We start from the raw sequence: 16000 nt of genomic DNA, 5'->3' as shown, positions 1-16000 counted from the left end.
CCACCGGGCGTCACGGTGGCCGGTGAGTCCACGCTACGGCCGGAGCGGCCGGGGCGGAAGAGCCCTATCCGCCCGCCTGCCGCAGGATGTCGGTGGCGAGCCGGCCCAGGACCGCCTTGTGCGGGGCGAGCATCGCGTACCAGTAGGCGCGGCCGGCCGAGCCCGCCGGGCGGAAGACCGTGGTCTGGCGGTAGACGAGGGTCCCGTCCGGCCCCGGTTCCAGGCAGATGTCCAGCCAGGCGTCCCCCGGCATCCGCACCAGGGACCGCAGCCGCAGCCGCCGCGGCGGCTCGAGGGCCTCGACCGTCCACCAGTCCAGGCGCTCCCCGGCCGCGAGACGGTCCGGGTCCTCGCGGTGCCGCAGCCGCCCGGGCGGCAGGCCCAGGCGGTTGGCCGCGGCGCGGGCGGCCCACACCCGGTCGGTGCTGTACCAGCCGCGCTCGCCGCCGATCCCCTCGACGACCGCCCACACCGCGTCCCGGTCCGCCGTGGTGGTGCGCTCCACGGTGTCGACGTAGAAGCCCCGCGTCTGTGCCATGCCCCTATCCAAGCACGCGCTCCCGGCTCGGACGAGGGGCCGGGCCCGGGCGGCTTTGGCAGTCCGGGCCCGGGCAGGGTGCGGCCGGGCAGGGCGCAGCCGGGCAGGGTACGGCCGGGCAGGGTACGACCGGCCGCGGCGCGCGACGACCCGCCCGGACGGAGGATCCGGCCCGGACCGGGTCCCCGGGGCTCAGCCCCGGGAGATCCCGAACCGGACGAGGTGCTCCAGCAGGCCGTCGGTGGTCTCCAGCCCCGGCAGCTCCGCGGGGGCGACCCAGCGCACGGCGTCGGCGTCGTCGCCGGGGCGCAGCGTCCCGCCGAGGTAGGTCGCGGCGACGTCGTGCACCTCGTACACGAGGCCCGGTTCCCCGGGGACGCGGACCGTCCCGAGCTCGCGCTCCGCGCGCACCCGGGCCCCGGTCTCCTCGAACGTCTCGCGGACCGCTGCCTGAGCCGCCGTCTCACCGGGCTCCAGCTTCCCGCCCGGCACGCTCCAGCGTCCGCGCTGGGGCTCCCGGCCCCGGCGGACCAGCAGGAGCCGGCCGTCCTCCCGGACGACCACCGCCGCGGCGGCCTGGACGATGCGCATGCCCCGACCCTACCGAGGGCCCGCGCCGGGCCCGGGGGCACGAGTAGAGTGCGAGTGCCGCCCGGCACACCGCCGACCCACCGGAAGGGCCACCCGTGAGCGACTCCGTCCTGTCCCGCCTGCACGACCCCGCCCGGAAGGGCTTCGCCAGCGACAACCACGCGGGGGTCCACCCCGAGGTGCTCCAGGCCCTCGCGACCGCCAACGGCGGTCACGTGGGGGCCTACGGCGCCGACCCCTACACCGAGGCGCTGCAGGACGTGGTCCGCCGGCACTTCGGGGAGCAGGCCGCCTGCTATCCGCTGTTCAACGGCACCGGCGCGAACGTCGTGGCGCTCGCGGCGATGACCGACCGCTGGGACGCGGCGATCTGCACGGCCACCGCCCACGCGCACGTGGACGAGTGCGGGGCCCCCGAGAAGGTCGCGGGCGTGAAGATGCTGGCCGTGCCCACGCCGGACGGGAAGCTCACCCCGGAGCTGGTCGACCGGGAGGCGCACGGCTTCGGCTTCGAGCACCACGCCCAGCCGCGCGTCGTGACCGTCACCCAGTCCACGGAGCTCGGCACCGTCTACACGCCCGGGGAGCTGCGCGCGGTCTGCGAGCACGCCCACGGCCTGGGCCTGTCGGTCCACCTGGACGGCGCCCGGCTCGCGAACGCCGCCGCGGCCCTGGACGTCCCGCTGCGGGCCCTGACCACCGACGCCGGCGTGGACGTGGTCTCGTGGGGCGGGACCAAGAACGGGCTGATGGGCGCGGAGGCCGTCGTGGTGCTCACCCCGGACGCCGTGCGGCAGCCCCGGTTCGTGCGCAAGCTCTCGACCCAGCTGGCCTCGAAGATGCGCTTCGTCTCCGCGCAGCTGCTGGCTCTGCACACGGGGGACCTGTGGCTCGAGGCGGCCCGCCGCGCCAACACGATGGCCGGTCGGCTGGCGGCCGGGATCGCGGAGGTCCCCGGTGCCCGGGTGACGCAGACCCCCGAGGCCAACGCGGTCTTCGCGGTGCTCCCGCCCGGGGTCACGGCCCGGCTGCAGGAGCGCTGGCCGTTCTACGTGTGGGACCCGGCCGCCGGCGAGGTCCGGCTGATGTGCTCGTGGGACACCACCGAGGAGGACGTGGACGGGTTCGTGGCGGCGCTGCGGGAGCAGATGGCCACCGCCGCCCCCTGACCCCGGAGTCGCCCGGCGCCGGAGGGCCCCACGGCGGTGCCGGGAGCGGTCCGCGGCCGCGCGCTCACACCGGGGTGACGTAGGCCCCGGAGATCCCCCCGTCCACCAGGAACGTGGCGGCGTTGACGAACGAGGCGTCGTCGCTGGCCAGGAACGCGACCGCCGCGGCGATCTCCTCCGGCTCGGCGAACCGCCCGGCCGGCACGTGCACGAGCCGGCGCTGGGCCTGCTCGGGGTCCGCGGCGAACAGCTCCTGCAGCAGCGGCGTGTTGACGGGGCCCGGGCACAGCGCGTTGACCCGGATCCCCTCCCGGGCGAACTGCACGCCCAGCTCCCGGCTCATCGACAGCACGCCGCCCTTCGAGGCGCTGTAGGAGATCTGGGAGGTCGCCGCGCCCAGCACGGCCACGAAGGACGCGGTGTTGATGATCGACCCCTTCCCCTGCTCGCGCATGTACGGGAGGGCGTGCTTGCAGCAGTGGAAGACGCTCGTGAGGTTGACCTCCTGCACCCTCCGCCACGCGTCGAGGCCGGTGTCCAGGATCGAGCCGTCGTCGGTCGGGTTGATCCCGGCGTTGTTGAAGGCGATGTCCACCGATCCGCAGGCCTCGTGCGCGGCGGCGTAGAGCGCGACCACGTCGGCCTCGTCCGCCACGTCGGTGCGCACGAACAGCCCCCCGACCTCCTCGGCGGCCGCCTCCCCGGCCGCGGGGTTCAGGTCGGCGACGACGACGTGCGCGCCCTCGGCGGCGAGCCGGCGGGCCGCGGCGAGTCCGATGCCGCTGGCGCCTCCGGTGACGACGGCGCTGCGGCCGACCAGACGGCGGGCGTTGACCTCCATGGGTCCTCCTTCGGTGGTGGGGGGATGCCCCGGGACGGGACGGTGCTGGGCCGGGGCGTCAGTCGTCGGCGAGGAACACGTTCTTGGTCTCGGTGAACGCCTGCGGGGCGTCCGGGCCGAGCTCCCGGCCGAAGCCGGACTGCTTGAAGCCGCCGAACGGCGTCCAGTAGCGCACGGAGGCGTGCGAGTTGACGGAGAGGTTCCCGGCGTCCACGGCGCGGGACACCCGCAGCGCCCGCCCGACGTCCCGGGTCCAGATCGACCCGGAGAGCCCGTAGTCGGTGTCGTTGGCGATCCGGACGGCGTCCGCCTCGTCCTCGAAGGGCACCACGGCGAGCACGGGGCCGAAGATCTCCTCCCGGAACACCCGGGAGTCCGGGGCGGGGGTGAGCACGGTCGGCGGGAACCACCAGCCGGGGTCCTCGGGGGCCGTGCCGCGGAAGGCGACCGGGGCGTCGTCGTCGAGGAAGGACGCCACGGAGTCCCGGTGCGCGGCGGAGACCAAAGGTCCCATCTGCGTGCGCTCGTCCCACGGGTCCCCGCAGGCGAAGTCCCGCACGGCCGGTTCCAGCAGCTCCAGGAACGTCTCGAGCACGGAGCGCTGGACGAGCACGCGGGAGCGGGCGCAGCAGTCCTGGCCGGCGTTGTCCAGGGCGCCGGCGGGGGCGGACGCGGCGGCCCGCTCGAGGTCGGCGTCCGCGAAGACGATGTTCGAGTTCTTCCCGCCCAGCTCCAGGGTCAGGCGCTTGACCTGCTCCGCGCACCCGGCCATGATCCGCCGGCCCACCTCGGTGGAGCCGGTGAACACGACCTTGCGGACGTCCGGGTGGGTCACGAAGCGCTCCCCCACCACCGAGCCCTTGCCCGGCAGCACCGTGAGCACGCCCTCGGGCAGGCCCGCCTCGAGCGCGAGCTCCCCGAGCCGGATCGCGGTCAGCGGGGTGAGCTCGGCCGGTTTGAGCACCACCGTGTTCCCGGCGGCCAGCGCCGGGGCGAGCCCCCACGCGGCGATCGGCATGGGGAAGTTCCACGGCACGATCACGCCCACCACGCCCAGGGGCTCGTGGAAGGTGAGGTTGACCCCGCCCGGGGCGGGGATCTGCCGGCCGGAGAGCCGCTCGGGCGCCCCGGAGTAGTAGGTCAGCACGTCCCGGACGTTGCCCGCCTCCCAGCGGGCGTTGCCGATGGTGTGCCCCGCGTTGCGCACCTCCAGGGCCGCGAGGTGCTCCAGGTCGGCGTCCACCGCGTCGGCGAACCGGCGCAGCAGCCGGGCCCGGTCGGCCGGGGCGACGGCGCGCCAGGTCCCGAAGGCGCGCCGGGCCCGTTCCACCGCCGCGTCCGTCTGCTCCAGGGACGTCAGCTCGACGGAGCCGACGACCTCCTCCGTGGCGGGGTCGATGATCTGCGTGGTGGTCATGGGATGCGGGTGTCCTCTCGCTGTGGGGCGGTCTGTGCCCGGCCGGTGCCCCCGGGGCGGTCCTGCCGGGCGCGGTGCTGCGCCCAGCCGTGGGCCACGCGGACGAAGCCGTCGAAGAGCCGGGCGTCCTTCCGGTTCTCCTCGGGGTGGAACTGCACGCCGAGCGTCCAGCCGCCCTCGACGGTCTCGACGGCCTCGACCGTCCCGTCCTCGGCGCGGGCGGTGACGACCAGTCCCTCGGCCACCGTCCCCAGGGCCTGGTGGTGGTAGCACGGGGACCACGCCGTCTCGCCCAGCAGCTCCCGGCAGCGGCTGCCCGGCGCGGTGCTGAACTCGACCTCCCCGTACCGGCCCGGCTCGGGCTGGTAGCGCACGGCGTTCTCGTTGACGTCCGGCAGGTGCTGGATCAGCGTGCCGCCGAGCGCCACGTTGAGGATCTGGGCGCCGCGGCAGATCGCGAACAGGGGCAGCCCACGCTCCAGCGCCGCCCGGGTCAGGGCGAGGTCGTGCTCGTCGCGGGAGGGCTGCGACGAGGTCAGCTCGTGCCGGTCGGCGCCGTAGAACTGCGGGTCCACGTCCACTCCCCCGATGACGATCAGCCCGTCCACGAGCTCCAGCACGTCCGGGTCCGTGCCCACCGGGGGCAGCAGCAGGGGCGTGCCGCTGGCCGCGGCGACCGCCTCCACGTAGGCGCCGGGGACGATCGCGGCGACGGAGTTCCAGACCCCCCAGGAGCCCTCCTGGTAGTAGGTGGTCAGCCCGATCCGGGGCCGGTACCCGGGCCCGCCCGGCTCAGAGGCGCTCGAAGCCACGGCGCAGCTCCCAGTCGGTGACGGCGGCCTCGAAGGCCGCCAGCTCCACGTCGGCGTAGTGCACGTAGTGCTCCACGACGTCCTCGCCGAACAGCTCCCGCGCGAGCTCCGAGCCGGCCAGCAGGTCCCGGGCCTCGCGCATGGTCGAGGGCACCACGGGGGCGTCGGACTCGTAGGCGTTGCCCTCGGTCATCGGCTCGAGCTCGAGCTCCTGCTCGATGCCGTGCAGCCCGGAGGCCAGCATCGCGGCGAGCGCCAGGTACGGGTTCACGTCGCCGCCGGGGAGCCGGTTCTCCATCCGGGCGGACTGCCCGCTGCCCACGAGGCGCACGGCGCAGGACCGGTTGTCCACGCCCCAGGCCACCGAGGTGGGGGCGAAGCTGCCCTCGACGAAGCGCTTGTACGAGTTGATCGTGGGCGCGTAGAACAGCGTGAACTCGCGCATGGTCCGCAGCACCCCGGCGATGAACCGGTCGTAGGTCCGGGACCGGGCGTCCCGCTCGCGGTCCCAGAAGACCAGTTCGCCGTCGGGCCCGCGCAGGGACATGTGGATGTGGCAGGAGCTGCCCTCGCGCTCGTTGGGCTTGGCCATGAAGGTGATGGACTTCCCCTGCTGGTGGGCGATCTGCTTCGAGGCCAGCTTGTAGACCACGTGGTTGTCCGCGGTGACCATGCCCTCGTCGTAGCGGAACGCGATCTCGTGCTGGCCGAGGTTGCACTCGCCCTTCGCGGACTCCACGGTCAGCCCGGCCGCGTACATCGCGTTGCGGATCTCCCGCAGCAGCGGCTCGACCCGCTGGGAGCCCAGCACGGAGTAGTCCACGTTGTACTGGTTGGCCGGGACCAGGTTGCGGTAGCCGCCGTCCCAGGCGTCCTCGTAGCTGGTGTTGTACACGCAGAACTCCAGCTCGGTGCCGGTGACCATGGTGAAGCCCATGTCCCGGGCGCGGTCCAGCTGGCGGCGCAGCATGGACCGCGGCGACATCGGGATGGGCCGGCCGCCGTGGCCGGTGAGGTCGCACTGGATCAGGACCTGGCCGGGGTTGTGCGGCATCAGCCGGATCGTGTCCAGGTCCATGGCGAACTCCATGTCCCCGTAGCCCGAGGACCAGCTGCTGATCGAGTAGCCGCCCACGGTGTTCATCTCCGTGTCCACGGCCAGCAGGTAGTTGCAGCCCTCGGCGCCCTCGTCGAGCACCGAGTCCAGGAAGAACTGCGCGTGGTTGAGCTTGCCCTGCAGCCGGCCCTGCATGTCGGTGAAGGCGAGCACGACGGTGTCCACGAGCCCGTCGGCGACGTGCCGGCGAAGCTGCTCGACGGTGAGCATCCGGTCGTTCCGCGGGTGCTGGGGAGTCTGGGTCATGGGTCCGGTCCTTCGTCGCTGAGATCGGTGGTGCCGCGGGGGGTGGCCACGGTGGTGGGGAACGGGTGGTCAGTGCAGGTCCGCCTCGGCGGTGCGGATCTGCGCGAACTCCTCCTCGGGGGCGTGGCCCACCAGCCGGTGCCGGCTGTAGAACCAGTAGTAGGCGAGGAAGACCACGAACACGAGGGCGGTGATGGACGCGGCGAGCACGTCGACCAGGAACGTCGCGACCACCGCCACGAGGGCGAGCACCAGGGCGATGCCGGTGGTGACCACGCCCCCCGGGGTGCGGTAGCCGCGCGGGAGATCGGGCTCGCGCAGCCGCAGCACGATGTGGGAGAGGTTCAGCAGCACGTAGGAGACGGTGGCGCCGAACACCGCGATGTTGATGAGCAGCCCGCCGTCGCCGGTCACGGCCGCCAGCACGAAGCCGATGGTGCCCGGCACGATGAGGGCCACCCACGGGGTCCTGCGCTTGCCGGTCAGCGAGAGCCACCGGGGCAGGTACCCGGCGCGGGAGAGGGCGAAGAGCTGCCGTGAGTAGGCGAACATGATGGAGAAGAAGCTCGCGACCAGCCCGGCCAGGCCCGCGTAGTTCACGATGTTCGCCATGACGCTGTCCGCCCCGGCGACCGCGCGGATGGCCTCCGGCAGCGGGTTGTCCGAGGTGCTCATCGCCTCCGAGCCCGCGGCCCCGGGGACGAGGACGAGCATCAGCGCCCCGGAGACCAGCAGGAAGGCCATGGCCACGATGATCCCGCGCGGCATGTCGCGGCGGGGGTCGGCGGTCTCCTCGGCGGCCAGCGGTACGCCCTCGATCGCCAGGAAGAACCAGATCCCGTACACCAGGGCCGCCATCGCCCCCGCGTACCCCATGGGCAGGAACGTGCTCGCCCCCACGGCGTCGTCCGGGACGATGTCGAAGAGGTTGGCGGCGTCGAAGTGCGGCACGAGCGCGACGACGGTCACCCCCAGCGCGAGCACCGCGATCACGGTGATCCCGAACATCAGCTTGAGGGCCTCGCCCACCCCGTACATGTGGATGCCCATGAACACGAGGTAGGTCACGAGGTACACCGGCCAGGAGTTGGTGATCCCGAACAGGCCCAGCGCCTCGATGTAGCCGCCGATGAACGTGGCGATCGCCGCCGGGGCCACGGCGTACTCGATCAGCACGGCCATCCCGGTGGCGAAGCCGCCGAGCGGGCCCAGCGCGCGGCGGGCGAAGCCGTAGCCGGCCCCTGCCGTGGGCAGGGTCGAGGAGAGCTCGGCGAGGCCGAAGACCATGCAGGTGTACATGAGGCCCATGAGCACGAAGGCGATGAGCAGCCCGCCCCACCCGCCCTCGGAGAGCCCGATGTTCCAGCCGGAGAAGTCCCCGGAGATGACGTAGGCGATGCCCAGGCCCGCGAGCAGCACCCAGCCGGCGGCGCCGGAGCGGAGCTGGCGGTGTTGGAAGTACTCGTCGGTGCGGTCGGGCTGGGCTGGGGAGTCGGGCATGGGACGATCCCTCCGGGTTCCACAAAGGTCTGAAAACAGACATATGGCGCGAGTGGTCACAGTCTGTGGGCTGCCCTCCACCCCGTCAAGACCCCGGGGCCCGGTCCGCCGGCGGCGCACGGGGCGGGGCGCCGTACTGACGGCCGCGGGCGGATGACGCACAATGGGGAGCATGAACCAGAACGACGCCTCCGACCGCTCCAGCTCGCAGCACTCCGGCCAGGGCCCCTCCTGGGCGTTCATCGCCGTGACGGCGGGCTTCCTCGTCTCCGTCGCGCTGATGATCGCCGTGGGCGTGGTCGCCCTCGACCTCAGCTAGGCGGAACCCCGGCGGGCGCCCGCCGGGTGCCCGCCGGCACCGTGGCACGGCGGGCGCCCGCCGCACCGCAGGGAGGAGCGCCACCGTGAGCGACCCGGTCCAGCACCCCCTCATCCGGCCCGTGCGGCAGGGCAACGCCTTCGAGGAGGCCGTGGAGCGGATCCTCGACTCGATCCGGCTCGGCCTGTTCCGCAGGGGCGAGCGCCTCCCGCCCGAGCGGGAGACCGCGGCGATGCTCGGGATCTCCCGTGCCACGCTGCGGGAGGCCCTGCACGAGCTCCAGGCCGCCGGCGTCCTGGAGGTGGTGCGCGGCCGCTACGGCGGGACCTTCGTGACCGGCCGCACCGCCCTGCCGGACGGGACCCTCCCCCCGGTGGACCCCGCGGACGTCGAGGACGTGCTCGTGTTCCGCGCCGTCGTCGAGCCCGCCGCGGCGGAGCTGGCCGCGGCGGCGGCCCTCAGCGCGGCCGCCCGGGAGCACCTGCTCGCGTGCCTGCGGCAGGTCGAGGAGAGCTCGCCGGAGGACTACCGTCCCGCGGACGCCCGCTTCCACATCGCCGTCGCCGAGTTGGGCGGCTGCCCCAGCCTGGTCCGCGCCGTCGCGGAGGTCCGCTCGCGGGCCAGCGACCTGCTGGACCGGATCCCCCTGCTGCCGGTCAACCTCGAGCACTCCGACCGCCAGCACCGCGAGCTCGCCGACGCCGTCCTGGCGGGCGACGCCCCGGCCGCCCGGGCCTCCTCCCTCGCACACCTCGAGGGCACGGCCGCGCTGCTGCGCGGCTTCCTCGGGCACGGGACGCGCTCCTCCGGCGACGACGCCCCCGGTGGCCGCCGTCCCGCCTGAGCTGCCCGTTCGCGGGCAACGGGCGGATCCCGGAGCGGCGTGCCTATACTCGTCCGCAGTGACACGGGGTGCCGGCACCGCACGAGGAGCCGGCTGAGATGACACCCGTCGAACCTGATCCAGTTCGTACTGGCGAAGGGATGTCCTGCCGGGGCTCGCCGTGGCCGGCCCCCGCGTCTCCTCGCCCTGATCCCAGGGAGTCCCATGCAGATCGCAGAACAGACCGTCCTCGTCACCGGCGGGGCCCGCGGCCTCGGCCGCAGCGTCGTCGAGGCCTTCGCGGCCCAGGGCGCGCAGGTGGTGGTCAACCACCGGACCAGCGAGGCGGCCGCGGAGGAGCTCGCGGACCGGTACGGCCCCGAGCAGGCCGTGGCCCTGCGCGCCGACGTGACCGACCCCGCGCAGGTGGCGGACATGCTGCGCGCGGCGCGGGAGCACTTCGGCTCCCCCGTCAGCACGGTGGTGAACAACGCGCTGGCCGACTTCTCCTTCAACGGCGACGCCCGCGCCACGGCGGAGGGCATCCGCTGGGAGGAGTTCGACGCCCAGTTCACCGGCAGCGTCCGCGGGGCGCTCAACACCACCCAGCAGGCGCTGCCGGGCATGCGGGAACGGGGCTTCGGCCGGATCGTGAACATCGGCACGAACCTCTTCCAGAACCCCGTGGTGCCGTACCACGACTACACGGCCGCCAAGGCCGCGCTCCTGTCACTGACCCGCACCCTGGCCAAGGACCTCGGACGGTACGACATCACCGTCAACATGGCCTCCGGCGGGCTGCTGCGCACCACCGACGCCAGCGCCGCCACGCCCGAGGCGGTCTTCGACCAGATCGCGGCGGGCACGCCGCTGGGCCGCGTCACCACCCCGGCCGAGTTCGCCGACGCCCTCCTGTTCTTCGCCTCACCGTGGGCGCGCTCGGTCACCGGGCAGAACCTGGTGGTCGACGGCGGACTGGTCCTCGACTGATGGGGGCCGCCGGGACCCCGCCGCGACAGCTGCACCTCAACGCCTTCCTCTTCGGCGCGGGCCACCACCAGGCCGCCTGGCGGCACCCGGACTCCGCGCTGGAGCAGCTCGGGGACATCGCCCACTGGGAGGATCTCGCCCGCACCGCCGAGCGCGGTCTTTTCGACGCCGTGTTCTTCGCCGACGGGCACAGCACCGGCGACGTCGGGGACGGGCCCCGGTGGTTCCTCGAGCCGTTGACGGCCCTCTCCGCCATGGCGCGCGCCACGGAGCGGATCGGGCTGGTCAGCACCGTCTCGACGACCTTCTGGACGCCGTTCCACGCCGCCCGCATGCTGGCCTCGCTCGACCACATCAGCCGGGGGCGGGCCGGCTGGAACGTGGTCACCTCCATGTTCGACGCCGAGGCGCGCAACCACGGGCTGCCGGAGATGCCGCCGCACGCCCTGCGCTACGCCCGGGCCGCCGAGTTCGTGGACGTGGCCCTCCGGCTGTGGGACTCCTGGTCCGACGACGCCCTGGTCGGCGACCGGCACGGCCTGCACGCGGACCCCGAGCGGGTCGCCCGGGTCGACCACGTCGGCGAGCACTTCCGCGTGGACGGTCCGCTGACGGTGCCGCGCCCGCCGCAGGGCCGACCGGTCCTCTTCCAGGCGGGCGCATCCGGCCCGGGCCGGGATCTGGCCGCCCGGCACGCCGAGGGGGTCTACGCCGTGGCCTACGACCTCGACAGCGCCCGGGAGTACACGACGGACCTGAAGCGGCGCCTCGCCGCGGCCGGGCGGGACCCGGGGTCCGTGGCCGTCATGCCCGGGCTGGTGGCCTGGGTGGGCTCCACGGAGGAGGAGGCCCGGGCCAGGCAGGCCGAGCTGGACGCCCTGCTGCCCGTGGCACAGTCCCTGGCCCAGCTGTCCGCCTTCGTCCAGCAGGACTGCAGCGACTGGGAGCTGGACGCTCCGGTCCCGCGGCTGGCTCCGCTCGAGGGCTTCTCCGGGCCGCAGGGCCGGTACGCCACGATCCTGCGGATCGTGGCGCTCGAGCGGCCCACGGTGCGGCAGCTGCTGGGGCGGCTGGCCGCCGGGGGCGGGCACTGCACCGTGGTCGGCACCCCGGAGGCCGTCGCCGACCGGATGGAGCTGTGGTTCCGCTCGGGAGCGGCCGACGGGTTCAACCTCATGCCGCCCCGGCTGCCCGACTCCCTCGACGACTTCGTGGACCACGTGGTTCCCGTGCTCCAGTGCCGGGGGCTCTTCCGCACCCGGTACACCGCCTCCACGCTGCGCGGGCACCTCGGGCTGCCGCGGCCCGGCGGCGCTCAGGAGCGGTCGGCGGAACCCGGTGCGCCGGGAGCTCCCTCCGGCGCCCCCGGTGGGTCGGTCAGCACGTCCTCGACGGGCCGGCGCAGGCTGTAGGGCGGTCTCGGGCCGTGGCCGGAGCGCACGGCGGCGAGCAGGTTGCACGGCAGAGTGCGTCCGACGTCCATGGCGACCCCCGAGGACTCGATGGCACCCGTTGTGGCATCGGTCCCGGACCCATGGTCGAATGTGCGCCACCCGCGGTGAACGCCGGGGTCCGCCACGGTCGTCACCGCAGGACACGCAGCGCACCATCGGGGTGGAACGGCCACGGGTCCTCCCGCGTCCCCGCGCACCGGCCCGCACCCCGCGGCGCCGTGGGCGTCCGCTGTTCTCCGGTGCACGGGGCAGGGGCGGACCGTCCCGGTCCGCCCCTGCCCCGTGCACGCGTCAGTAGAACAGCGCGGTCACCCGCATGAGGGTCGCCGTCACTCCGTAGGCGAGCGGGACCCCGACGAGGACCCACCCGAGTGCCAGTCGTGCCTTGGTCATGTCAGGACTCCTTCGCGTGGGCCTTGGTGCCGGACGGTGCGGGTTCGTGGTACTTGGCGTCCACCGGCTTCACCAGGAGGTTGGCGACGAAGCCGACGACCAGCAGGCCGACCATGGTCAGCAGCGCCGGCTGGTACGCCTGCGAGGTGAGCTCGCCGGGAGTGCCCTGGGCGTCGAGGAACGCGTTGACGATGAGGGGCCCGGCGATGCCCGCCGCGGACCAGGCCGTGAGCAGGCGGCCGTGGATGGCCCCCACCTGGAAGGTCCCGAAGAGGTCCCGCAGATAGGCCGGCACCGTGGCGAAGCCGCCGCCGTAGAACGAGATGATCACGAAGGCCAGCAGCACGAACAGCAGGGTGGAGGTCGAGCCGAACAGCGCCAGCACGGTGTAGAGGATCGCCCCCACGCCGAGGTAGACCATGTAGATGCGCTTGCGGCCCAGGATGTCCGAGGTGGTGGACCACACGAAGCGTCCGCCCATGTTGCCGATGGACAGCAGGCCCACGAAGCCGCCGGCCACGGCCACCGTCACGAGGGAGGTGCCGTCCGCCTGGCGGAAGAAGTCCTGGATCATCGGGGCCGCCTGCTCGAGGATGCCGATGCCGGCGGTCACGTTGCAGAACAGCACGATCCACACGAGCCAGAACTGCCGGGTGCGGATCGCGTTGCGGGCCGAGACGTGGTTCTTGGTGACGAGGGCCTTGGACTTGACCTTCGACGGGTCGAACCCCTCGGGCTTCCAGTCCGCGGCGGGGACCCTGATGGTGAACGCCCCGAAGAGCATGTAGGCGAGGTAGACGACCGCCAGCGTCAGGAACAGCTTGCCGACGGCGTCCCCGCTCGCCACCCAGCCCGGCGTGCCGGAGTCGGGGTCGTAGAAGTTGAGCAGGGCCGCCGAGAGGGGGCTGGCGATCAGCGCGCCGCCGCCGAAGCCCATGATCGCCATGCCCGTGGCGAGGCCGGGACGGTCCGGGAACCACTTGATCAGCGTGGAGACGGGCGAGATGTAGCCGATGCCCAGCCCGATGCCGCCGATGACCCCGTAGCCCAGGTAGACGAGCCAGAGCTGTTCGGTGAAGATCCCGAGCGCCCCGACCAGGAATCCGCCGGACCACAGCAGTGCGGCGGTGAACATCGCCTTGCGCGGCCCGCCGGTGTCCACCCACGTGCCGAAGACGGCGGCGGACAGCCCCAGCATGACGATCGCGATGGAGAAGATGATGCCGATCTGGGTGAGGCTCGCGTCGAAGTGCGCCACCAGCGCGTTCTTGTACACGCTGGTGGCGTAGGCCTGTCCGATGCACAGGTGGACCGCGAGGGCTGCCGGCGGAATGAGCCAGCGGTTGAATCCCGGTGGCGCCACCGAGTGCTGTCGATCAAGCCATCCCATGCCCCGACTCCTCATCTGCTGCGAACACTGCGCGAACGGTGCGCGAACGGTGCGTCCCGGGCGGGCCGCGCACACCCGGGCCCGGGCACCTGATGGTGAAGCATGTCACACGGTGCAGAAATTTGGGAAGCAACCTGCTGACCGGCGCGCCGGTCCGGGGCGCTCAGCGGCCGCGCAGGGACCGCCACGCACGCCGCCAGAAGGCGAGGAAGCCCCGCTCCGCCACGGCCCGTTCCAGCCGGTCGATCTGCCGGGACTGCTCCCGGACCACGTCGAGGAGCTCGTGCGCGAGCTCCTCGGCGGCGTCCAGCCGCCGGTGCAGGGCGGCGGCCTCCTGGGCGGCCGCTCGGCGCAGGTAGAGCGGCAGGCCGATCCCGTGCTCCGCGCTCCACTGCCGCAGGCGGCGCTCGCGCACCACCAGCTCGTCCTGCGCGGCGGAGGTCCCCGCCGCCCGCTCGCCGTCCCCGGGCGGGCGCGCGGGGAGCAGTCCCACGGTGAACGTCTCGAGAAAGCGGAGCACGAACTCCCAGTCCGCCGCGGCCCCCAGCGTCTCGTCGTGGTCGCCGAGCACGCCGTGCACCGCCCGCCGGTACACGAACGGCGAGTCGACGGCGGTGCGGTCGCCGTCCAGCACGTCGGTGAGGGTGAGCGCTCTCCGGTCCGGCCGGCCGGCCGGCGTCCCCTCGGCGGCCCCGGGCGCGTCCTCGGTCCGCACCACGACCCCGTCGTCGCTCACGAGCGGGTCCTCGAGGTGGGCCACGGCGCGCTGCAGCAGCGTGGGGGGCCAGTGCCCGGTCCCGTCGTGCCGGACGACGAGCTCGGACTCCCCGGCCCGCAGCCCGCGGTTGGCGGACGCCGCGGGGCCGAGGACCCTGCGGTGGTGCAGGACCGCCGCCCGCCCGGCGAGCTCGTCTTGCAGCAGCGCCAGGACGTCGTCCACCTCGGCGGGGTCGCCGCCGTCGTCCACCACGACCAGCCGCCAGTCGGTGAACGTCTGTGCCAGGAGGTCCTCGACGGCCCGGTGCAGACGTGCGGGACCGCCGCGGTGCCGCAGCACGACCGCGACGGTGGGGCGCTCGGGCGGCACCGCGGGGACGGTGTACCGGCGGCGGAGCGCCCGCACCACCGGGGCGCCGACTCCCCGCGCCGCGACCGCCGCCTCCGGAGCGGGCGGAGCCTGCCGGCCGTGCAGCGCCCCGGCCACGTCGTCCCACCAGCGGGCCGCCGCGTCCCGGACCGCCGGCTCGGCGTCCGCCAGGGCGGCACGCACGGCCCCGCGGTGCTCGACGGCCTCCGAGGCCCACTGCTGGACGGCGGCACGAGTGTCCCACGCGACGTCCCCCGGGGTGAGCAGCGCCGCGAGGGGCACGGCGCCGCCGCCGAGCCCCCAGCGGCCCAGGACGACATCCATGCCGTTCAGGGAATGTTTCTCCGGCGCCACGGGGAGCACGACGGCCCGCGCCGCGGAGCCGAGGACCGCGCCGCGGGGGCACGTGGTCAGGACCCAGTCCGCCCGGAGCGCGGCCGCCTCCGCGCCGGCCTCCGCCGGCGCGGCCCGGCGGACGTCGTCCCGCAGCCGCGCCGCGACGTCCGCCGCGAACTCCTCGTCGGCGGACGTGCCGCCGCAGGCGAGGACCGTCACCGTCCCGCCGGTCCGATGCACCAGGGCGTCCAGCAGGGCGGCCAGCACCGGAGCGGCCACCCCGGGGGGCCAGGGGCCGCCCGGGCGCTCCACCACCGCGGCGATCCGCGGCGGCGCCGCCCCGTCCGCCTCCTGCCGCTGTGCGGCCGGCCCGTCCGGCGCCCCCTGCGGGCCGGCGGGCCCCGGCAGGAGGAGGTCGTCCTGCCGGCCGACGCGCAGGCCGGGGTGCTCGGGGCTCAGCCGGCGGGCCACCGCCAGGGACGCCTCGTCCTGCAGGCCCACGAGGGAGGCGGTCGAGAGCAGCCGGCGCACGGGCTCCTCCGGAACCGCCCCGGCGCGGAGGCCCAGACCGCTGATGACGACGGGCCGCCCGGCCGCCGCCGCGACCCGTGCGCGGTCGATCCAGTGGCCGAGCCGGGCGTCGTCCGCGGGTGCGCCGGCCCCGGGCCCGAACAGCAGGAGCGCGTCCGCCTCGGGAGGCGCTCCGAGGAGGTCGCCCCCGGGCTCGGGGTGGTTCGGGGAGGGCGCCGCGGGCCCGGGCTCGCCGGCCGGGTCGACGAGCCGTGCGTCGACACCGCGCAGGGCGAGCTCCCCGAGGAGCCGGTCGATCTCGTGCTCCCCACCGGGGAGGCGGCCCGGACCGACCGGCCCGAGAAGTACGTCGACGTGCATGACGGAACGGACCTTTCCTCGACCGATGCGTGCTCCCCCATTCTTCCAGCCGGGCCCTCCTCCGCCCGCCCCGGTCCGGGCGGCCC

At 74.3% G+C, this 16000-nt stretch carries 15 protein-coding genes and 1 riboswitch; of the genes, 5 read left to right on the top strand and 10 right to left on the bottom strand.

The features are described from left to right. Positions 1-64: 64 nt before the first annotated feature. Positions 65-538, bottom strand: coding sequence for a DUF2867 domain-containing protein (locus RCG67_RS12665; protein ID WP_058874138.1), 474 nt, complete (start codon positions 536-538; stop codon positions 65-67). A 192-nt stretch (positions 539-730) separates the two neighbouring features. Further along, entirely contained in the window at positions 731-1129 is a 399-nt protein-coding gene (locus RCG67_RS12660; protein ID WP_368826698.1) for an NUDIX hydrolase, read from the bottom strand. A 95-nt stretch (positions 1130-1224) separates the two neighbouring features. Here RCG67_RS12660 and RCG67_RS12655 point away from each other — a divergent pair, with 95 nt between their 5' ends. Next, positions 1225-2298, top strand: a complete 1074-nt coding sequence (locus RCG67_RS12655; protein ID WP_368826696.1) for a threonine aldolase family protein — start codon at positions 1225-1227, stop codon at positions 2296-2298. A 64-nt stretch (positions 2299-2362) separates the two neighbouring features. Here the strand turns inward: RCG67_RS12655 and RCG67_RS12650 are convergent, their stop codons facing one another. The 5 genes from RCG67_RS12650 to eat form a co-directional block, all read right to left on the bottom strand. Continuing rightward, positions 2363-3139, bottom strand: coding sequence for a 3-oxoacyl-ACP reductase (locus RCG67_RS12650; protein WP_368826695.1), 777 nt, complete (start codon positions 3137-3139; stop codon positions 2363-2365). A 58-nt stretch (positions 3140-3197) separates the two neighbouring features. Continuing rightward, positions 3198-4556 carry an aldehyde dehydrogenase family protein gene (locus tag RCG67_RS12645; RefSeq protein WP_368826693.1) on the bottom strand — a complete coding sequence of 453 codons (1359 nt, stop codon included), beginning with the start codon at positions 4554-4556 and terminating at the stop codon, positions 3198-3200. Beyond that, positions 4553-5368, bottom strand: coding sequence for a gamma-glutamyl-gamma-aminobutyrate hydrolase family protein (locus RCG67_RS12640; protein WP_368826691.1), 816 nt, complete (start codon positions 5366-5368; stop codon positions 4553-4555). Before RCG67_RS12640 ends, RCG67_RS12645 begins: the two co-directional genes overlap by 4 nt. Then, positions 5349-6731 (bottom strand): glutamine synthetase family protein, encoded by a 1383-nt coding sequence (locus RCG67_RS12635; RefSeq protein WP_368826689.1) that lies wholly within the window; start codon positions 6729-6731, stop codon positions 5349-5351. Before RCG67_RS12635 ends, RCG67_RS12640 begins: the two co-directional genes overlap by 20 nt. A gap of 69 nt (positions 6732-6800) precedes the next feature. Beyond that, positions 6801-8231, bottom strand: a complete 1431-nt coding sequence (gene eat / locus RCG67_RS12630) for an ethanolamine permease (RefSeq protein WP_368826687.1) — start codon at positions 8229-8231, stop codon at positions 6801-6803. Between the two features lie 172 nt (positions 8232-8403). Between eat and RCG67_RS12625 the strand changes: the two genes are divergently transcribed. From RCG67_RS12625 to RCG67_RS12610, 4 genes are all read left to right on the top strand, one after another. Beyond that, positions 8404-8550 (top strand): hypothetical protein, encoded by a 147-nt coding sequence (locus tag RCG67_RS12625; RefSeq protein WP_368826686.1) that lies wholly within the window; start codon positions 8404-8406, stop codon positions 8548-8550. A gap of 85 nt (positions 8551-8635) precedes the next feature. Next, positions 8636-9394: a FadR/GntR family transcriptional regulator gene (locus RCG67_RS12620; protein WP_368826685.1), complete on the top strand. Its 759-nt coding sequence runs from the start codon at positions 8636-8638 to the stop codon at positions 9392-9394. Positions 9395-9448: 54 nt separating this feature from the next. Continuing rightward, positions 9449-9552: riboswitch (TPP riboswitch) on the top strand. Between the two features lie 46 nt (positions 9553-9598). Further along, positions 9599-10363 (top strand): 3-oxoacyl-ACP reductase, encoded by a 765-nt coding sequence (locus tag RCG67_RS12615; RefSeq protein WP_368826684.1) that lies wholly within the window; start codon positions 9599-9601, stop codon positions 10361-10363. Next, entirely contained in the window at positions 10363-11775 is a 1413-nt protein-coding gene (locus tag RCG67_RS12610; RefSeq protein WP_368826682.1) for an LLM class flavin-dependent oxidoreductase, read from the top strand. Before RCG67_RS12615 ends, RCG67_RS12610 begins: the two co-directional genes overlap by 1 nt. Before the next feature lie 333 nt (positions 11776-12108). On the opposite strand, the gene RCG67_RS17640 is transcribed toward RCG67_RS12610, so the two are convergent. The 3 genes from RCG67_RS17640 to RCG67_RS12600 form a co-directional block, all read right to left on the bottom strand. Next, entirely contained in the window at positions 12109-12210 is a 102-nt protein-coding gene (locus tag RCG67_RS17640) for an MFS transporter small subunit (RefSeq protein WP_424346921.1), read from the bottom strand. 1 nt (position 12211) lies between these two features. After that, complete coding sequence (locus RCG67_RS12605) at positions 12212-13600, bottom strand: OFA family MFS transporter (RefSeq protein ID WP_368826681.1); 1389 nt, start codon at positions 13598-13600, stop codon at positions 12212-12214. A gap of 163 nt (positions 13601-13763) precedes the next feature. Beyond that, the gene (locus RCG67_RS12600) at positions 13764-15914 is read right to left on the bottom strand and encodes a glycosyltransferase (RefSeq protein WP_368826680.1); all 2151 of its coding nucleotides are present in this window, start codon (positions 15912-15914) and stop codon (positions 13764-13766) included. Positions 15915-16000: the final 86 nt, after the last annotated feature.

This window comes from Kocuria cellulosilytica (assembly GCF_040981245.1).
In the GTDB taxonomy this organism is placed as follows: Bacteria; Actinomycetota; Actinomycetes; order Actinomycetales; family Micrococcaceae; genus Kocuria; species Kocuria cellulosilytica.
This window is presented reverse-complemented; position numbering and strand designations above follow the sequence as displayed.